Annotated in this window: 15 protein-coding genes and 3 pseudogenes; 10 read left to right on the forward strand and 8 right to left on the reverse strand. The window is 68.1% G+C overall.

Annotated elements, in window-relative coordinates; translation table 11 throughout:
* Positions 1-92 precede the first annotated feature (92 nt).
* Both Sri02f_RS25520 and Sri02f_RS43030 read left to right on the forward strand, forming a co-directional pair.
* The gene (locus tag Sri02f_RS25520) at positions 93-428 is read left to right on the forward strand and encodes a helix-turn-helix domain-containing protein (RefSeq protein ID WP_109003652.1); all 336 of its coding nucleotides are present in this window, start codon (positions 93-95) and stop codon (positions 426-428) included.
* Positions 425-1,966 (forward strand): site-specific integrase, encoded by a 1,542-nt coding sequence (locus Sri02f_RS43030; RefSeq protein ID WP_167467616.1) that lies wholly within the window; start codon positions 425-427, stop codon positions 1,964-1,966. Before Sri02f_RS25520 ends, Sri02f_RS43030 begins: the two co-directional genes overlap by 4 nt.
* Before the next feature lie 3 nt (positions 1,967-1,969).
* On the opposite strand, the gene Sri02f_RS25530 is transcribed toward Sri02f_RS43030, so the two are convergent.
* Both Sri02f_RS25530 and Sri02f_RS25535 read right to left on the reverse strand, forming a co-directional pair.
* Positions 1,970-2,650, reverse strand: a complete 681-nt coding sequence (locus Sri02f_RS25530) for a hypothetical protein (RefSeq protein ID WP_109003653.1) — start codon at positions 2,648-2,650, stop codon at positions 1,970-1,972.
* Between the two features lie 130 nt (positions 2,651-2,780).
* Positions 2,781-3,827: pseudogene (locus tag Sri02f_RS25535) on the reverse strand (DUF4158 domain-containing protein); the annotation flags it as partial.
* Positions 3,828-3,968: 141 nt separating this feature from the next.
* Between Sri02f_RS25535 and Sri02f_RS41355 the strand changes: the two are divergent.
* Positions 3,969-4,130, forward strand: a complete 162-nt coding sequence (locus tag Sri02f_RS41355) for a hypothetical protein (RefSeq protein ID WP_159106781.1) — start codon at positions 3,969-3,971, stop codon at positions 4,128-4,130.
* A 65-nt stretch (positions 4,131-4,195) separates the two neighbouring features.
* On the opposite strand, the pseudogene Sri02f_RS25540 reads toward Sri02f_RS41355, so the two are convergent.
* Positions 4,196-4,340 (reverse strand): annotated as a pseudogene (locus Sri02f_RS25540) (IS110 family transposase); the annotation flags it as partial.
* Between the two features lie 339 nt (positions 4,341-4,679).
* Here Sri02f_RS25540 and Sri02f_RS25545 point away from each other — a divergent pair.
* The 4 genes and pseudogenes from Sri02f_RS25545 (at position 4,680) to Sri02f_RS25560 (ending at position 9,900) form a co-directional block, all read left to right on the forward strand.
* Positions 4,680-7,160 carry a right-handed parallel beta-helix repeat-containing protein gene (locus tag Sri02f_RS25545; protein WP_159106782.1) on the forward strand — a complete coding sequence of 827 codons (2,481 nt, stop codon included), beginning with the start codon at positions 4,680-4,682 and terminating at the stop codon, positions 7,158-7,160.
* Between the two features lie 384 nt (positions 7,161-7,544).
* Positions 7,545-8,612: a tyrosine-type recombinase/integrase gene (locus Sri02f_RS43035; RefSeq protein ID WP_245970793.1), complete on the forward strand. Its 1,068-nt coding sequence runs from the start codon at positions 7,545-7,547 to the stop codon at positions 8,610-8,612.
* Positions 8,613-8,882: 270 nt separating this feature from the next.
* Positions 8,883-9,404 carry a DUF3100 domain-containing protein gene (locus Sri02f_RS43895; protein WP_109003654.1) on the forward strand — a complete coding sequence of 174 codons (522 nt, stop codon included), beginning with the start codon at positions 8,883-8,885 and terminating at the stop codon, positions 9,402-9,404.
* Positions 9,405-9,425: 21 nt separating this feature from the next.
* Positions 9,426-9,900 (forward strand): annotated as a pseudogene (locus Sri02f_RS25560) (SDR family oxidoreductase).
* Between the two features lie 129 nt (positions 9,901-10,029).
* Here Sri02f_RS25560 and Sri02f_RS25565 read toward each other — a convergent pair.
* Positions 10,030-10,395, reverse strand: a complete 366-nt coding sequence (locus Sri02f_RS25565) for an STAS domain-containing protein (protein ID WP_109003655.1) — start codon at positions 10,393-10,395, stop codon at positions 10,030-10,032.
* A 218-nt stretch (positions 10,396-10,613) separates the two neighbouring features.
* On the opposite strand from Sri02f_RS25565, the gene Sri02f_RS25570 reads away from it, so the two are divergent.
* Positions 10,614-11,042: an ATP-binding protein gene (locus tag Sri02f_RS25570; RefSeq protein WP_245970794.1), complete on the forward strand. Its 429-nt coding sequence runs from the start codon at positions 10,614-10,616 to the stop codon at positions 11,040-11,042.
* Positions 11,043-11,200: 158 nt separating this feature from the next.
* Here the strand turns inward: Sri02f_RS25570 and Sri02f_RS25575 are convergent, their stop codons facing one another.
* From Sri02f_RS25575 to Sri02f_RS25585, 3 genes are all read right to left on the reverse strand, one after another.
* Positions 11,201-12,166 (reverse strand): pirin family protein, encoded by a 966-nt coding sequence (locus Sri02f_RS25575; protein WP_109003657.1) that lies wholly within the window; start codon positions 12,164-12,166, stop codon positions 11,201-11,203.
* 174 nt (positions 12,167-12,340) lie between these two features.
* A complete protein-coding gene (locus tag Sri02f_RS25580) occupies positions 12,341-12,829 on the reverse strand; it encodes a hypothetical protein (protein WP_245970795.1) in 489 nt (162 codons plus the stop codon).
* A gap of 26 nt (positions 12,830-12,855) precedes the next feature.
* Positions 12,856-13,317, reverse strand: a complete 462-nt coding sequence (locus tag Sri02f_RS25585) for an ATP-binding protein (RefSeq protein WP_109003658.1) — start codon at positions 13,315-13,317, stop codon at positions 12,856-12,858.
* A 130-nt stretch (positions 13,318-13,447) separates the two neighbouring features.
* Between Sri02f_RS25585 and Sri02f_RS25590 the strand changes: the two genes are divergently transcribed.
* A complete protein-coding gene (locus Sri02f_RS25590) occupies positions 13,448-13,678 on the forward strand; it encodes a DUF397 domain-containing protein (protein ID WP_174855706.1) in 231 nt (76 codons plus the stop codon).
* Between the two features lie 185 nt (positions 13,679-13,863).
* The gene (locus Sri02f_RS25595; RefSeq protein ID WP_109003659.1) at positions 13,864-14,781 is read left to right on the forward strand and encodes a helix-turn-helix domain-containing protein; all 918 of its coding nucleotides are present in this window, start codon (positions 13,864-13,866) and stop codon (positions 14,779-14,781) included.
* 34 nt (positions 14,782-14,815) lie between these two features.
* Here the strand turns inward: Sri02f_RS25595 and Sri02f_RS25600 are convergent, their stop codons facing one another.
* Positions 14,816-15,634 (reverse strand): SAM-dependent methyltransferase, encoded by an 819-nt coding sequence (locus Sri02f_RS25600; protein WP_109003660.1) that lies wholly within the window; start codon positions 15,632-15,634, stop codon positions 14,816-14,818.
* Between the last annotated feature and the right edge of the window lie 44 nt (positions 15,635-15,678).

Below are 15,678 nucleotides of genomic sequence, written 5' to 3' on the forward strand. Positions count from 1 at the left end.
TGCGTCTCCTCGGACTTCCGCACCCGCACCCTGCGTCGGCACCTGGACGCCACCGTCGCCGCCGCCCTCCAGGCCCAGAACGGGAGGCAGGCATGAAGCGCAAAGTCGGCTACACCTGGCGGCTGCGTGAGCTGATGGCCCAGCGCCACATCTTCACCGCGACCGAGCTTGTGCCGCTGCTGCGCGAACGCGGCATCGATCTGTCCGCCTCCCAGGTCCACCGCATGGTCTCCGGGACGCCTGAGAGGCTGTCGCTAAAAGTCCTGTCCGCGCTCTGCGACATTCTGGCCTGCACCCCGGCCGACCTGGTGGCCACCACCGCCGAGAACGCCGGCGTCCGCAAGACCGCCACCGGCGACCTGCCCACCCCGCCCGCAAACCTCGCGAAGCTCCGGCCTCGCGCGGCCCGCATCCTGCCCGACGCATGAGCCGCCCCTACGCCACCGACGAGCAGTACGAACGCTGGTTCATGGCCGAGTGCTGCCGCTGCGGCCAGCGTAGACACAAGGCCGGCACCTGGCCGGACGGATACGTCTGCCGGACCTGCTCGGACCGCGCGGTGCGAACACGAGGCACCTGCCCCGGATGCGGCCAGGACCGGGCCCTCCCCGGGCACCACCCTGTCGACGGCTCCGCGATCTGCACGACCTGCGCCGGCTTCTCCCAGACCTTCGACTGCTCGCGCTGCGGTTTCGAGGGCAAACTCCTGGGCGGCCGGCTCTGCGAACGCTGCACACTCACCGACCGGCTGACCGTCCTCCTGGACGACGGCACCGGCCGCATCCGTCCCGCGCTGACACCCTTGTTCAACCTGCTGGTGGCCATGGACGAGCCGAGAAGCGGCCTGGCCTGGCTGGCGATGCGCCGCGGCCAGCCGGGAAACGCCTCCCAGATGCTGCGGCGGCTCGGTCTCGGACAGCTACCTCTGACCCACGACGCCTTCCACGAACTCCAGCCCTGGCGGGCAGCGGCTCACCTGGAAGAGCTCCTGATGGCCAGCGGAGTCCTGCCCGCCGTCGACAAGTACATCTGCTCCTTCCAGCGATGGCTGCCCGGCCACCTGGCCCACATCTCCGATCCCGAGCACGTCAAGACGATCAAGCTCTTCGCGACCTGGCACGTCCTTCCCCACCTACGGGGCCGGGCCGATCGAAGCCACATCACGCCGAGCATCCGCCGCTTCGCGGCCGAGCAGATCAAGCACGCGACCACTTTCCTGCACTGGCTCAGCGCCCGAGGCAGCTCTCTCTCGTCCTGCGGCCAGCTCGACATCGACGCCTGGTTCGCCGAGAACACCGAACACGGCCGCACCTGCCTGAGGGCCTTCCTCAACTGGGCCATGCAGAGCCGCCGCTGCCCACGCTCCCTGTCCGTCCCCACCATGAAGATCTCCCGACGACCCGCGCTGAGCGAGGACGCACGGCTGGCCGCTCTCGGCCGGCTGCTGAGCGACGCAGACGCACCGATGGGCCTGCGTGTTGCCGGCGTCATCGTCCTCCTCTACGCGCAACCCCTCACCCGGATCGTCCACCTGACAGTCGACGACGTGCTCCACGATGGAGAGACCACCCTTCTGCAGCTCGGGGAACCCGCCTCCCCCGTCCCCGCATCAGTCGCAGCCCTGCTGCTGGCATACATCGCGGACCGCGACAACATGAACACCGCCACCAACCAGGCATCCCGCTGGCTCTTCCCCGGCCGCCGGGCCGGACGGCCGGCCCGCCCCGACCACCTGTCCGCACGCCTGGGCGAGATCGGTGTCCCGGTCGCCGCGGCCCGCGGCGCCGCCATCCGACAACAACTCCTCGAACTGCCCGCCCCCGTCGTCGCGGACGCCCTCGGCTACCACGACAAGACCACCAGCCGTCTCCTCAGAGAGAGCGGCGGGACCTGGAGCCGATACGCCGCAGGCGACCACCTACGGTCACCATCCGGCTGGGCTCCCCATCGAGTCACCGACGGTTGAAGCTCAGATCATGTCCTGGGCCAGCTGTGGGTAGCCGATCTCAGCGATGTCCTCGGCCAGGTCTGCGAGGGTGACCTCTGCGTTCAGCGATGACACGAGCTTCTGGCTCAGCAGCCGCAAGGCATACACGTCGCGCACCGCTTCCAGGTCGACGGGAACCTCGTAGTAGTCCTCGGCGAAGCGCTGGAACGCTTCAGGCGAGCGGTCGACCAGGAGCTCGAACAGGCCCGTTGCCCCGTCGGGGTCGGAATACTCGGCGGGGAAGTCGATCACGCCGTGCCGCCACCGATCATCCGTTGCCTTCCGCCACAGGCAGGCCGTCACAACGGGGACGTCGTCCTCGTCGGTGAACGCCGGCTCTTCGACGAAGGGCTTGAAGACCTCCGGAACCTCGTCGATCACTCCCGGCCAGGGATCGCCATCGTTGGCGTATGGGCTCATCGGTGCTTCGTGGTCGAAGCCGCGGACGTAGGCCCCGGCCGCCGAGAACACGATGGAGTACTCGTCCCCCGACCCGTTGCGCATCGAGGCCATCTCCTCGCTGTCGGCCCAGCCGGCGTTGAAGGAGTAATACCGGCCTTCCCAGTCCGGGCTCAGGATTGCGTCGAGCATCGCCAGTGAGCGGCACAGGTTCCGCAGGTCAGCGATCGAAGGGAGCTGGCGAGCTACGTTATAGACAGTCACGTGCTCATCCAACCGGATGCCTCTGACACCCAGAATCTCCCCTCAAGGGCTGTCACGCTCAGTAGCAGTGCCGGAGTCAGGCGTGTGAACTCGCGACGGTTGAATACGAGAGCCCACCAGTACCAAGGCCGTCCTCGAACAGCACCTTCGCCGCCCGCGCGAGCACCCGTGACGCCCTCTCTAGCTGCGGCAGCGTCGACAGCCGCTCCTTCTCCGTCTTCCGCTTCGCCGAGTTCAGCAGCCGGGTGGCCATCAGGACCTGGAACAGGTCCAGGGCCTCGTCGATCGCCTTCGCCTCCAGGTGCCGCATCACCGCGGTCAGCATCGCCGTGCGCTTGGGCTCCGCCGCCCGCTCCAGCAGCGGCGCCTTCGACCCCAGCGCGTACCGGGCCAGCGCCGCCATCCGGTTCGGCGGGATCTGCGACAGCCTCAGCCGACCGAGCCGGTACGCGCCGATCTCGTCCACCCGCTCCAGCGCACGGGCGAACGCTGTGCCCGTCGTCCGCGTCGGCGGCCGGCGCAGCCGCTCCAGCTCCGAGAACCGCGAGCCCTCCGGCGTCTTCAGCGTCGCCACCAGGTCCCCGGGCAGCGCCGGGTCCGCGCGCCGGGCGGCGCCCGCGACCGTGGCGTGCAGCTGCTTGTCCGCGACCCTCCGCACCTCCGACACCTGCCGGGCCAGCACCGACACCCCGGGCAGCAGCACCCGGTTGCGGCGCAGCCAGCCCACCGCGTGGTCGAACAGCGCCTTCGGGCCCTCGGCGTGCGTCCACGCCCGGCTATTCAGGAACGTGCGGAACCGCCGGGACCACTCCGCATCGTCGTACTCGTGGTACTCGTAGGCGTCCCGGATCTCCCACGCGTGCTCGTACGCCGTCTTCGGCCGCTCGGTGTATCGCTTCACCACCGACGGGTCCTCAACGCCGAGCTGCGCGGCCAGGTGCTCGACCACCGGCCACGGCGCATCCAGCGGGTCGTCCGGGAGGAACCGGCCGATGTAGCGCACCGTGCACATCTGGAGGGCGAAGCCGAGCTGGTGGTACGTCGAGCGTCGCCGGGCGATCAGATCGCGGTCGACGTCGTCCAGGAAGAAGAACCGCTCCAGCTCGGGGCGGGTCGGCTCCTCGGCGAACTTCCCGTACGCCTCGGCCTGCTCATCAGTCAGAAACTCCACCGGCACGAGCGGACCGTAGCCAGCCCCGGCACCCGCCCGGCGATCTTTCCACGAACCCCAGCGGAGCCACTGGCCGGTGTACTGGCCGACCATGATCAATCTCAGCGCCAACCGCTGTACCGATGTTCCCCGAGGCCGATTACGAAGGTGGCCAATGACCTCATCGACGAGGGGTGGGAGGTGGACCCGGTGGACCTGGCCACCGTCACCCCGTACATCACCAGCAAGACCCGCCGCTTCGGTACCTGGCACCTTGACATGGAGCCGCCCGAGAACGAAGCGGTAGGGCGGCTGCGGATGGCCGCGTGACGGTGTGGTCCGTTCCATGAACTGCGCCAGTGCAGCCGAAAGGGCACCCGAGCTCCAATGGCGCGCTCTGCAACCACTTTGTCGAAGACGGCCCGCAGCTTTGGCTCACTGTTGGGCAGCTGCTTGTCGAAGACCTTATTGCCGGCCGGGATGAGTCCGTGGCCATTGGTGAGCGGTCTTGCGGACGTCCATCCCGAGGAGGACGCTCATGTGGCCGATGTCGGCATCGTGCTCCCAACTGCTTCGGTGTGGTACTGGCCAGGGAGTTGGAGCCGGCCCTGGTGGCGAAACACCCGGCCGTGGATGCACTCGGTCTTGATCAGCATGATCGCGGTCGGGACGGCCATCGGGCCTTGGCGAAGTGCGTAGGCCGGTGATCACGCCTAACGTGGAAAGGGCGAACAGTGCAAGAGGCCCTAAACGGTGTTGTGTTGCGTGCACTGCCGAAGGGTACCGGCCTTCGCCTCCGAGGTCGGGATACTCGCGCGCTTCGGCCGCGCTCACGCCGACCCGTCCGACCGACGAAGCCTCGACGGCAGGGACGTTCCGATGGACATCGAAAACATGAAAGCCGCACAGCGCATCAATGCCGGCCAGGCGGTCCGCACCACAGGATCACGCACCGTCACCCCTGCTACTGCCGAGGCCGAGAAGTTTCATACCAGTCCGTTCTTCGGGGTTGCGCTGGAAACGGCGTTGCGTGCCAACGACCCCGTCAAAGTTCAAGTAAGTGGTCTTTTCACCCTTCGCAGCCTGGGCCCCGAGGTAGGTTCGGTCCCTAGGTTCGGCGCGGTTGGCATCAACAGTTCGGGACAGCTCGTCCGCGCTGCAAGTAAGGAATGCGTGAGCGCTCCGAACTGGATCGGCGACTGCGATGCTTCAGGCACGGTGACAATCCGCCCCCGCCGCGACACGCGCTTGAACGTGCTCGACTTCGGAGCAGTGGGAAACGGCAAAACCGACGAAAACGCCGACGACGCGGACGCGATCCAAAGCGCCCTGGACTGCGCGATGCGACTCGGCACTACCGACGGCAGTGTCGTCTACCTCCCGCCGGGAGAATACCGCATTAAGAAGCCTCTCGTTATCTCAAACGGTTGCATTCTGGAGGGGGCCGGCCTTGCCTATCATGACGAAACCAGTCGCATACTCGCAGATGTCGAATCCGGAAATTTCAACCTCTCTGTCTCGACTAAAATCGGTGAAGTCGGCGGGGGGACAGTGCGGGAGACCGTTTATTGCGCAATTGCCCTGGTGGGCTATGGGACCGGATTGGCCATGAGGCCCCCTCGCGGGCGGGCGGACTATGCCGTGCTTCGTCAGCTCGCCCTCCATTCGATCCCCGCTCAAGGGATGCCTGTCGCCACCCTCCAGGCTCCGCAGATGGATGGCATACGGGTTATGGCGACCGGCGCATGCATTGAGAGAATGAGCGTTGTCAGTTTCAGGCGTAACGGAATAGAGATATCCTCAAGTGAGATCGCACCGGTGGTTAACGCCAGCGGCGTGCAGATACGTGATTGCCGCCTTACCAGCAATGGCCAAAATGGGCTCGACATCGGCAGCCTTGGCAACGACAACGCCAGTACCATACTAGTTACGAACGTTGATGCCTCATCAAATGGGCGTGATGGAATTTGCGACAATTCGCGCTTGGGCTGCACCTTCGTTTCGTGTCACACTGCAGCAAACAAACACCGAAACATCAGCTGTGAACGCCCGAGTAGTTCCTACTCCGTATACCTCGGCTGCTACGCCGAGATTGATGCACCAGCGGTATTCAAGGGGCCCATCGCTGTAGTCGGAGGGGACATGGACATCACCCCCGACTCAACGTACTGGGGTTACGGCCCCGTCCGTGGAGGCCATGGACCCTCTGCTTTGAAAGTCCTAAATAACTCTTCCAAAGTGCAATATTATCGGGCCGTCGACGGTGGGATCGATATAGATAAGGGCGAGCAGACGACGCCGCCCCCGCCCGCACCAGGCGAACCAACCCCAAAGGCGCTAGGATACCTATTTGAAGCAAAAGTCGGCGGGCGTACTCTCGGAAAGAGTTTGGCAAACCCGACCGGTATGCCTGGTGAATGGTTCACGGAGGTCCCAACGTTCGGGGGCTTGACACAAGATGGCACAAAAGATGACGGTGTGACATGGGAATGCTTGGGCCCATGCCCGCCTAGCGTCGTAACGTCCAACACCCTCGGACATAATCTGGATCCCGCGATCATTCAGGATATTCAGTCTATGATGGTGGACGGCAAGTTGCAACCCGTCGACGGAGATTCACTCTTCCGTACCCAAGTCCAGGTATCTCGGGATCCTGATGACCCTCGTATCGGCAGGATTGAAACGTCCCTTCTGAGTGCTGGGCAGCCTTTCCATACGTACTATCAAACCGCGTACGGAAACGGTCCGCGTCCCGGCGCGCTGATGCTTCCGGAAGCCTGGATTGGACAATTTGATCACGGTGAGCGGCGAATCGGTGTTGTTTATAGCGGAAATCCGTACACTACTAGTGTGGGTAGCTGCAACTTCTACAGCCCGGGTGATCTAATTCTCAATGCTTACAATGATGCAACGCGCCAAGGCCCGATCGGGTGGGCGGTGGCGGCTGCGTGTGGACGGGGGTCAGAGGGTCATTGTCATCCCTGGGTTCCCGGGGAGCACTACAGCATAGGGCAAACCGTCAAGCCGAGGCACCCCACGCCCGCCAATGGCTTCTTGTATCGACTGAAGGCGTACAGGAAGGACGGATTGAACCCGCGCCCGTTGAACCCGCACCTCAACGTCTCCGGTCAAAGTGAGCCGCGCTGGAGCCAAACTGTTGGTGATACGACTGAGGACAAATGCCTAGAGTGGCAGACGCTCTATGACTTGGATGATCCCGCAAACAAAAAGTACCTTGAACCGATTCCACAGTGCGTGCCAGATCAGACGGACTCGCACGCGTTGGACATTGACCATCTGAGGGCTGATTTCAACGCACTTCTTGCCAAGCTGAGAGCGGCGCACCTGTTGGGAGAGTAAGCGGAGGTGGACGGAGCTGATACCGGGGATGCCGCATATCATCGACTCCGCCATTGAGTGAGCTGAGCGTGGTGGACGTTGATGGCACAGCGGGCCAGTGGCACTTCCGAGGCGGAGCGTGTTCCAGCATGATTCTTGTGTCGCCAACTATGCGAGCACACACCCGTCGTGACGGTATGACACCGTGCAGGGAACGCGTGAGCGGCGGTTCTGCTTACCGGACCTCTCACACCTGTTGGCTCGTCAGGGTGGTGCCGCAGTAAATACCGGATTTACTGCGGCAGAGCCTCTACCGTGATCACCACGACCTGCGGCGGGGTGTTCCGGCCACCGGGGTGAGGTGTACGCATTTACTGCGGCAGCGCTGAGTGGGACGGGGCGGGCGTGACAATCGAACCAGTGGCCGAACTCGGGGCCGGGGGCGTGCTTCGGTTGCCGCGCGCCCGGGTGGTGCCGCTGTCCGCCCCGGCGGCGTCGTACACCGCGGCGGTCGAGCGGTATCTCACCGGCGCGGGCATCGCGAAGTCCTCCGCGCGGATCTACCGGATCTCGCTGACGACGTGGGGGTGGATGCTCACCGGCGAACCCGCGCCGACCGGACCCGCCCGCCGGGGCGCGAAGCCGCCCGTCTTCCTTGTCGCGGCGATCGACGACCCGGCGCTGCCGGAGGTGCTGGCCGAACTGGCGACGGCGCGGGCGGACGAGATGGACGCCGACACCGTCAACCGCGAGCTGTCCATCGCGCGCAAGGCGATCGGCTGGTGGCAGCGCCAGGGCTGGATCGAAGGCGATCCCACGATCGGCATCGAGCGGCGGCCGGCGCCGCCGGACCGCACCAAGGCCCTGGCGGAGAATCAGATCGCTGCCCTGTGGCGCCTGGACGTCGCACTGCGTGAGAAGACGTTCTGGAAGATGCTCTACGAGTCCGCCGCACGGGCCGACGAGGTGCTGTGCCTCAACGTGGAAGACCTGTACCCGCAGGACAAGCGCGGCAAGATCACCGCCAAGGGCGGCGCGACCGAGTGGATCCACTGGCAGTCCGGCGCCGCCCAGCTCCTGCCCCGCCTGATCGCCGGCCGCACCCGCGGGCCCCTGTTCCTTACCGGTCGCAAGGCCCCAGCCGGAACCGCGACGCTGGACGTGTGCGAGGAGACCAGCCGGGCCCGGCTCTCCTACCGCCGGGGGGAGGAGATCTTCGAGGAGTCCACCCGGCTGCTGGCGAACCCGCTTGCCCGGCCCGAGGACGTCGAGGACCCGGCGGGATGGATATTGCACCGGCTCAGGCACAGTGCGTTGACGCACGACGCGGAGAACGGCACGTCCACGCCGATGCTGCTGGCCCGCTCCCGCCACGCCTCCGTACGGTCCCTGGAACGCTACGCTCGCCCCGGCGTCGACGCGGTCGCCCGGCACGTCGCTGAGCGCGACCCCGCTGCCCGCCGTCGGGGTTGACCCCTACGGCACGTTTCTGGCGTATTCCGGCTGCCCTCCAACCAGACCACCGGGTGCGCGCCCCACCTGCCCGGCCGGCCCAGGAGCGCCAGTCCGCCAGGAGTTCGAGTACAGCGCCGATACGGCACCGCCTCGATCGTCCTCCGCGGCCGTTCTGCGGCAAACAGTCCTTGAGTCTCCGGTGACGGGAGACGTCACGACCTCGTCCCGCCCTCCGAGGCGAAGCGCCGCGCGGCCGGATCGACACCGTCGCCCAGCACTGACGCGATCATGGGGTCCTTCGCCGAGTCGCAGCTCGGCGTCGGCGGCGCGGTCAACGACACCTCGCCGGAGCGGGGCGGCTCGCTCGGCATCGCGCTCCTGGGGTCGCTGCTGGGGACGTCGCACTTCTCGCACCTCGCAAACGCCACCTCTGGCAGCGGCCTGTCGGCGAGCGCGCTGGAGACCGCGCTGGGCTCGGTCGGCGGCGGCTATCAGGTCGCCGCGGCCATCGCCGGCCGGGCCCAGCAGTTCGCCGCGCAGGCCCCCCAGACCGACGACGACGCCCAGCTGAAGGCCCACGCCGGGCGACTCGCCCAGGGCGCCTGTGGACATCCCACCGAGTTCGCCAACCCCTGCCCCACGCAGTCCTCCGGCTCGGACTTCGCCTGCAGGCTGCACACCACCGACCACGAAAAAGCGCTCGTGGAGGCGTACCAGCAAGGCCTTGGAGAAACCACCCGCAGAGGCCGGGAGCGATCGTCAAGACCTGTGGATCCGCTGAAGGAAAATCGGGTTGCCGTTCCCGCGTAGCAGGCCGAACGATTGTGCCTTGTGACGACTGTTGAGGAGAAGCCGCTGTTCGATGCGGCCAGGCCGGTCGCGTTGGTGACCGGCGTCGGCCGGTCCGTCGGGATCGGTGCGGGGATCGCTCGCCGACTCGCCGAGGCAGGCTGGAACGTCGCCTTCACGTACTGGACGCCGTACGACGCGCGCATGGCCCGGGGCATCGAGATCGACGCCGCGGCCACCATCGCCAAGGACCTGGAGGAACGGGCCGCCGACACGGTGGCGGTCGAAGCGGACCGAACTCGCCCACCTCGGGATCACTGCCAACGTGATCAACCCGGGCCCGGTGGACACCGGATGGATGTCCGACGACATCCGCGACCATGTGCTGCGCCGGACACCCCTGGGGCGTATCGGCGGCCCGCAGGACACCGCGCACCTGGTGGAGTTCCTGTGCTCACCGCAGGGCCAGTGGATCAACGGCCAGCTGCTGAAGAGCAACGGCGGTCTCGGCGGCTGATGAGACGGCCCGACTACGCCGCCTCCGGCGGCTTGACGAGGAGAACCCGAAGGCCTCCTCGCCCCGCACGGCTGTCCGTACTCGGCTGTGGCCTGGTCGTGCAGGCGCCCAGCGGCCCGGGTGACGTCGTCAGCCGGCCAGAGCCTGCTCGACAGTGGGGTGACAGGGGATGACGGCGTCGATGCCGACCAGCTGCAGAACGTGCAGGACGGGCTTCTGGGCCCCTGCGATGCGTACCCACCCGCCTGCGCCGCTCACCTGCCGGTGGGCGGCGACGAAGACGTTGATGCCGCTGGAGTCCATGAAGGTGACCTCGCTGAGGTCCGCGACGATCCGCGTCGGCGCTGCGGCGTTCTCGATGCGGAGTGCTGCGCTGAGCTGATCTTTGACGTCGTCGTCGATCTCGCCCCGCAGGACCACGACACGGATACCCTCGACCGTGCGCTGCCGGGCAGAAAGCCGGACCGGCCGGTCCGCGTTCTCGATGTGGCTCACCGTTTCCTCGACTGCGTTCAGGCCCGTGACGGGCGGGGCGTGCGCGGTGATTCTGCCCCGCCGTCGCGTCCCGATGCATCGGGCGGCTGTGCCGAACCCCTACGTCATGTGGTGGCGGGGATCGGGGTACTGGACGTCGGGTGAACGGGAAGTGAGGGCGAAGGCGAGTGGGATCCGAAGCCGACGGTGACGGCGGTAGTGCCCCGGATGAGTTCCTGATGCGGGCCGGCTATGCCCTGGGCGGAGACGACGGCTGCATCGCAGACGCCCGGCGCCACGCCGCGGCCTTTCTCCGCCAGGCCGGCGATACCCATCGTCTGCCGGTCTCCGCACGTGCGAAGGACCTCACCCAGCCGGTGGTGCGCGAGCTGGTCACCAACGCCCGCAAGTACGCGCCCGGCCCGGTCCTGATGGAGCTGCGCGTCAGCACCCGCGCCGTCGACGTCGTCGTGTGGGACAGCGAACCCATGGTTCCCGCCGTCCGGGCCGCCGATCCGGACAGAGTCGGGCAGCACGGCCTGGAGATCGTCAAGGCCGTCGCCGAGGAGCTGTTCATGGAGCAGCAGCCGGTCGGCAAGCGCATCACGGCCCGCCTCGCCCTGTCCGACGCCTCCTGCGACGCCGTGACGAGCGGCAGCCGGAACTGACCCCGTACCCCCGCCGCGCACAAGCCGGGGCCGAGGCTCCACCTGTGGTCGGGAAACCGTAGCGGCGGCCCCGGAGGCGGCATCCGGGATCGTCGTAGGGGGGACAGGTACGCAGGCAGTCCCGAACGCCAGGGCCCGACCGCTTGGATTTTCGCGGGTCAGCGCACCCTTCCGCGGGGTTTCAGCGGCACCGGCGGCAGCTCCGGGGCGGGCAGCGGACCGCCGTCGTAGCCGATCACCTCGCCGAATCGCGTCCCCTGCATCCAGTCCGCGCGGGCCTGTTCGATCTCGGCCTGGGTACGGCCGACGAAGTTCCACCACATGACGAGCTCCTCCTCGAACGGCTCGCCGCCGAGCAGCATCAGGCCCGCGTCCGACTCGGCCCGCAGAGGCAGTTCGGTGCGGCCGCAGCCGAGGTAGAGCATGGAGCCGGGGAGGACGGGGACGCCGTCGACGTGCACCTCGCCGGACATCGACAGGACGCCGTACTCGAAGTCGGGCACCAGCGGCAGCCGGACGTCGGCGCCCCGGGCGAGGGCGAGGTCGGCGCCCACGATGGGGGTGTACGCCGTTCCCGGCGACGTGGAGCCGTCGAGGTCGCCGAGGAGCACCGTGGCGGTGAGGCCGGGCGCGGTGACCGTGGGCAGGTCGGCATGGTGCTCGAAGCGGGGGTCGGTGTGCCGGTGCGCGTCCGGCAGCGCCACCCAGAGCTGTGCGCCGTGCAGGAGGCGGGCGTGCGCCCGCGGACTCTCCTCGGAATGGCTGATGGCGCGCCCGGAGGTCATCAGCCCGAGCTCCCGGGGCCGGATGGTCTGCAGGCTGCCGGTCGAGTCGCGGTGCAGCACCTCGCCCTCGTGCAGCCAGCTGACGGTCTGCAGGCCCATGTGGGGATGCGGCGGGACCTGCATGCCCGGTTCGTCGGCGATGTCGTCGGGGCCGTAGTGGTCGACGAAGGCCCAGGCGCCGATCATGCGCCGGCCGAGATTGGGCAGCAGCCGGCGCACCTCGGTCGACCCGCCGAGTTTCAGGTGGCGGGGGCTCAGCAGCTCGCGGACGGGTTCGGCGACGACGAATCCGCGGCCGCCGCACACACTCGGCACGGGCGAGCGGTCAAGGTTGCTCATGCGGTCAACCTAGCGCTCGTGCGGGGGTGTGTGGGACGGAGGTGGGGTCCGGGCCGGTGTGCCGCCGGATCCGCGGTCGGTCCGGCGGCCGGGCGGCCGGTCCGTCGAGCGGTCACCCGGGTCGAGCGGGTGGCCGGGTCGAGCGGGTGGCCGGGCGGTCGGACAGCCGGGCGGTCAGTCGGTCAGGGCGGCGGCGAGTTCTGTGGTCGCCCGCTTTATGTCGGTGTCCGGCTCGGCCAGAAGCTGGCACAGGACGTCACGCTGGGCGCGGACGGCGTGACGGGCCGCGCGCTCCCACGCCACGTAGTTGTCCGGGTGGTGCAGCAGCTTGGGGTACGCGACGGCGGTGGTCTCCCACTGCCGGGCGTCGGCGATGCTCTTCAGCAGGCGCAGGATCTTCGCGCGGCAGGTGACCTGGGGGAGCCGGGCGAGTTCCCAGAGGAAGGGCACCGTCACCGCCGTGGCCTCCTCCACGACGAATCCGAACTGGCAGATTCTTCGCCTGAGTTGACCGAATGCGGTGTCGGCGCTGTCCGCGTCGCCCCGGGCCAGTGTGGTGAGCAGGAGGGGGATGCCCGCGGCGGATCCGGTGGAGTCCTTGATCTCGGGCCACGGCACGTGTCCCAGGTCCGCGAGGGGTGCGGTTCTCTTCGTGGCAGTCATGTCCGGTGTCTGCTGGGGGTCGGGGATCAGGGCCGGCGCCGGGTCGGCAGCATGGCCCACACGGTCTTGCCCGCCGGGCAGCGGCGGGTCCAGCCCCAGTGCTCGGAGAGGGCCTCGACGATGTGCAGTCCGCGGCCGTGCTCCAGGAGGGCGTCTCCGGTGTGCGGGTAGACGGGCAGGCTGTCGCTCGGATCGGTGACGGCGCACATCAGGTGGGAGCCGCGCAGGGTGAGTCTGAGCCGCACACGCAGCTCGTCCGCCGAGGCGTGCGGGAGTGCGTGCAGCACCGCGTTGGCGGCCAGTTCCGTGACGACGGTGACCGCGTCGTCGCTGCAGTGGTTCAGGGACCAGCAGTCGAGTGTGCGGTGGGTGAAGTCCCGCGCCTGGGCGAACTCCTCACGGCTGCCCCAGAGGTTCAGGGCGGCGGTTCTGGGCGAGTCGCGGACGGAGACGGACTCGTGGCTCCGGAACTGCGCAGGTGATGACACGGGGCATCTCCCTGAGACGACGTCAGGACGGTCGGCCAGAAGTGCGGTTGACGGCATGGCTATTATCCACGCTGAAGAGGTCCTCGTGCAATTTCACGGGAAATTGCGCGCACGAAGCGAGGAGAGTGCAATGGCGTCAGTGCCGAACGGAGTGCGGGCGAGCTCGCTGGGCGTCCGCTGGCTCAAGAGCAGCCACAGCAACGCCGAGGGCAACTGCGTCGAGGTCGCGGCCCTGGACGGGGGAGGTGTCGCGCTGCGCAACTCCCGTGATCCGGACGGGCCGGCGCTGGTGTACACGCCGGCCGAGGTCGCCGCTTTCGTGGCCGGGGCGAAGGGCGGGGAGTTCGACCATCTGGTGTGAGGCCCGCGTGAAGGCGACGTGAGGGTCCCGGGTGGGCCCGCCGGGCTCGACGGACCGCCGGGGGCGTGGAGGCCCGACGGGGCGCGAGGGTGCTCGACACAGCCTCAATTCCCCTGCCGCGTGCGGCCGGAGGGGTTCGGATGCGATACTGCGGTCTGTCGTCTGCCGGTCCACGGGGAGTCAGGATGTCTGTCGAGTCACCTCGCGTGTCCCGCCTCGAACCGTATCTGAACCGGGCCGAGCCCGCCCCGACCTTGCTGAAAATGCTGGTCGGCGTGCAGTTGGCCGGAATCCGGGAGGACGCCGGCTACTCCCAGGACCAGGCCGCGCGCGCCCTCGGTTTCAGCCCGGCGAAGCTGTCGCGCATCGAGGCGGGCAAGGGGCGAAGGCCTCCAGTCGAGTCCGACGTGCGCGCCCTGCTGTCGCTGTACGGAACCGACGAGCACGAGGCGTCCGTGCTGGTCCAACTGCTGCGGCAGGCGGGTCAGCCGGGGTGGTGGCAGCGCTACGACAAGCGGCTGATGCCCGAGTGGTTCGACCGGCTGGTCGGACTGCAGGAGGCGGCCACGGCGATCCGTACCTTCGAGATCCAGTACGTGCCCGGCCTGTTCCAGACTCCCGCGTACGCGCGTGCCGTCGTGGAGCGCGGTCTCCCGTCGGCGACGTCACGGGAGGTCGAGCGCCGGGTGGAGCTGCGGACCCGGCGTACCGAACTCCTGCGGCGACCGGACCCGCCGCGCGTCTGGGCCGTCCTCGACGAGTCGGTGCTGCTGCGGGTGCTGGGCAGTCGCGAGGTGATGCGCGAGCAGCTCGACCATCTCGTGGAGCTGGCCGCTCTGCCCCATGTCACCGTCCAGGTGGTGCCGTTGGACGTCACGCACGCCTCGGCGCCGGCCATACCGGTCACCTACCTCCGCTTCGCCGGCGTCGATCTGCCCGATGTCGTCTATCTGGAGCAGATCCGCAGCGCCACCTTCCTGGAGGACCGGGACGAGACGGAGGAGTACCGGGTGGCGCTGGACCGGCTGGCCGACGAGGCGCTCAACCCGCGCGACTCCGTGGCGCTGCTGGAGGCGACCGTCCGGCAGCGCTACGCCTCCTGACGACGGGAGGGGCGCGCGACCGGTCCGGGGCGCGCTAGCGCAGGCGGCCGATGCCGCCGAACTCGATCCACTCCTGGGTGAGTTGACGGGGCGCGACCTCGCTGTCGGGCCGCCACGTGGACACCTCGACCAGCCCGGGGTCGAGGATGTCCAGGCCGTCGAAGAGCGCGGCGACGTCCTTCTCCTGGCGCACCCGGCCCCAGTGGCCCTGGGTGGCCTGGTCCATGAAGTCGGTGACGAACTCCCTGACCGCGGGGTCCTCGCTGACGAGCTGGCACATCAGCACGAAGCTTCCGGGGGCGAGGTGTTCGGTCACCCGGCGGACCACCGCCCGCGGCCCGTCGCTGTCGCTGTCGGGGATGCAGTGGAACACGGAGTTGAAGAGCACGGCCACCGGCTGGGAGAAGTCGATCAGGCGCTGGGTCTCCGGGTGGGCGAGGATGGCGTCCGTGTCCCGCATGTCGGCGTGGATGACGGTGGTCCGCTCGTCCTGCTCCAGCAGGGCCCGGCCGTGCACGAGGACCATGGGGTCGTTGTCCACGTAGACGACGTGAGTGCTCGGGTCGATGCGCTGGGCGACCTGGTGCACGTTGTCCTGGGTGGGCAGGCCGGAGCCGTGGTCGAGGAACTGCCGGATGCCGTACTCCTGGCTCAGGGTGCGCACGGCCCGCTGGAGGAAGCGCCGGTTGTTCAGCGCGAGGGCGCGGGTGCTCGGGACGACCTTGTCGAGCTCCTCGCAGGCGGCACGGTCGGCCGCGTAGTTGTCCTTGCCGCCCAGGTAGTGGTCGTACATGCGGGCCGCCGTCGGCACCGCGGAGTCGATCGACGTGGATAACTGCTTGCCAGGCTGCATCTCTTCCCCCGGATCCCCGCTGCGCCACGGACCGGCGCGGCCGA

The sequence above is a fragment of the Streptomyces rishiriensis genome, from assembly GCF_003112535.1.
Taxonomy (GTDB): domain Bacteria; phylum Actinomycetota; class Actinomycetes; order Streptomycetales; family Streptomycetaceae; genus Streptomyces; species Streptomyces rishiriensis.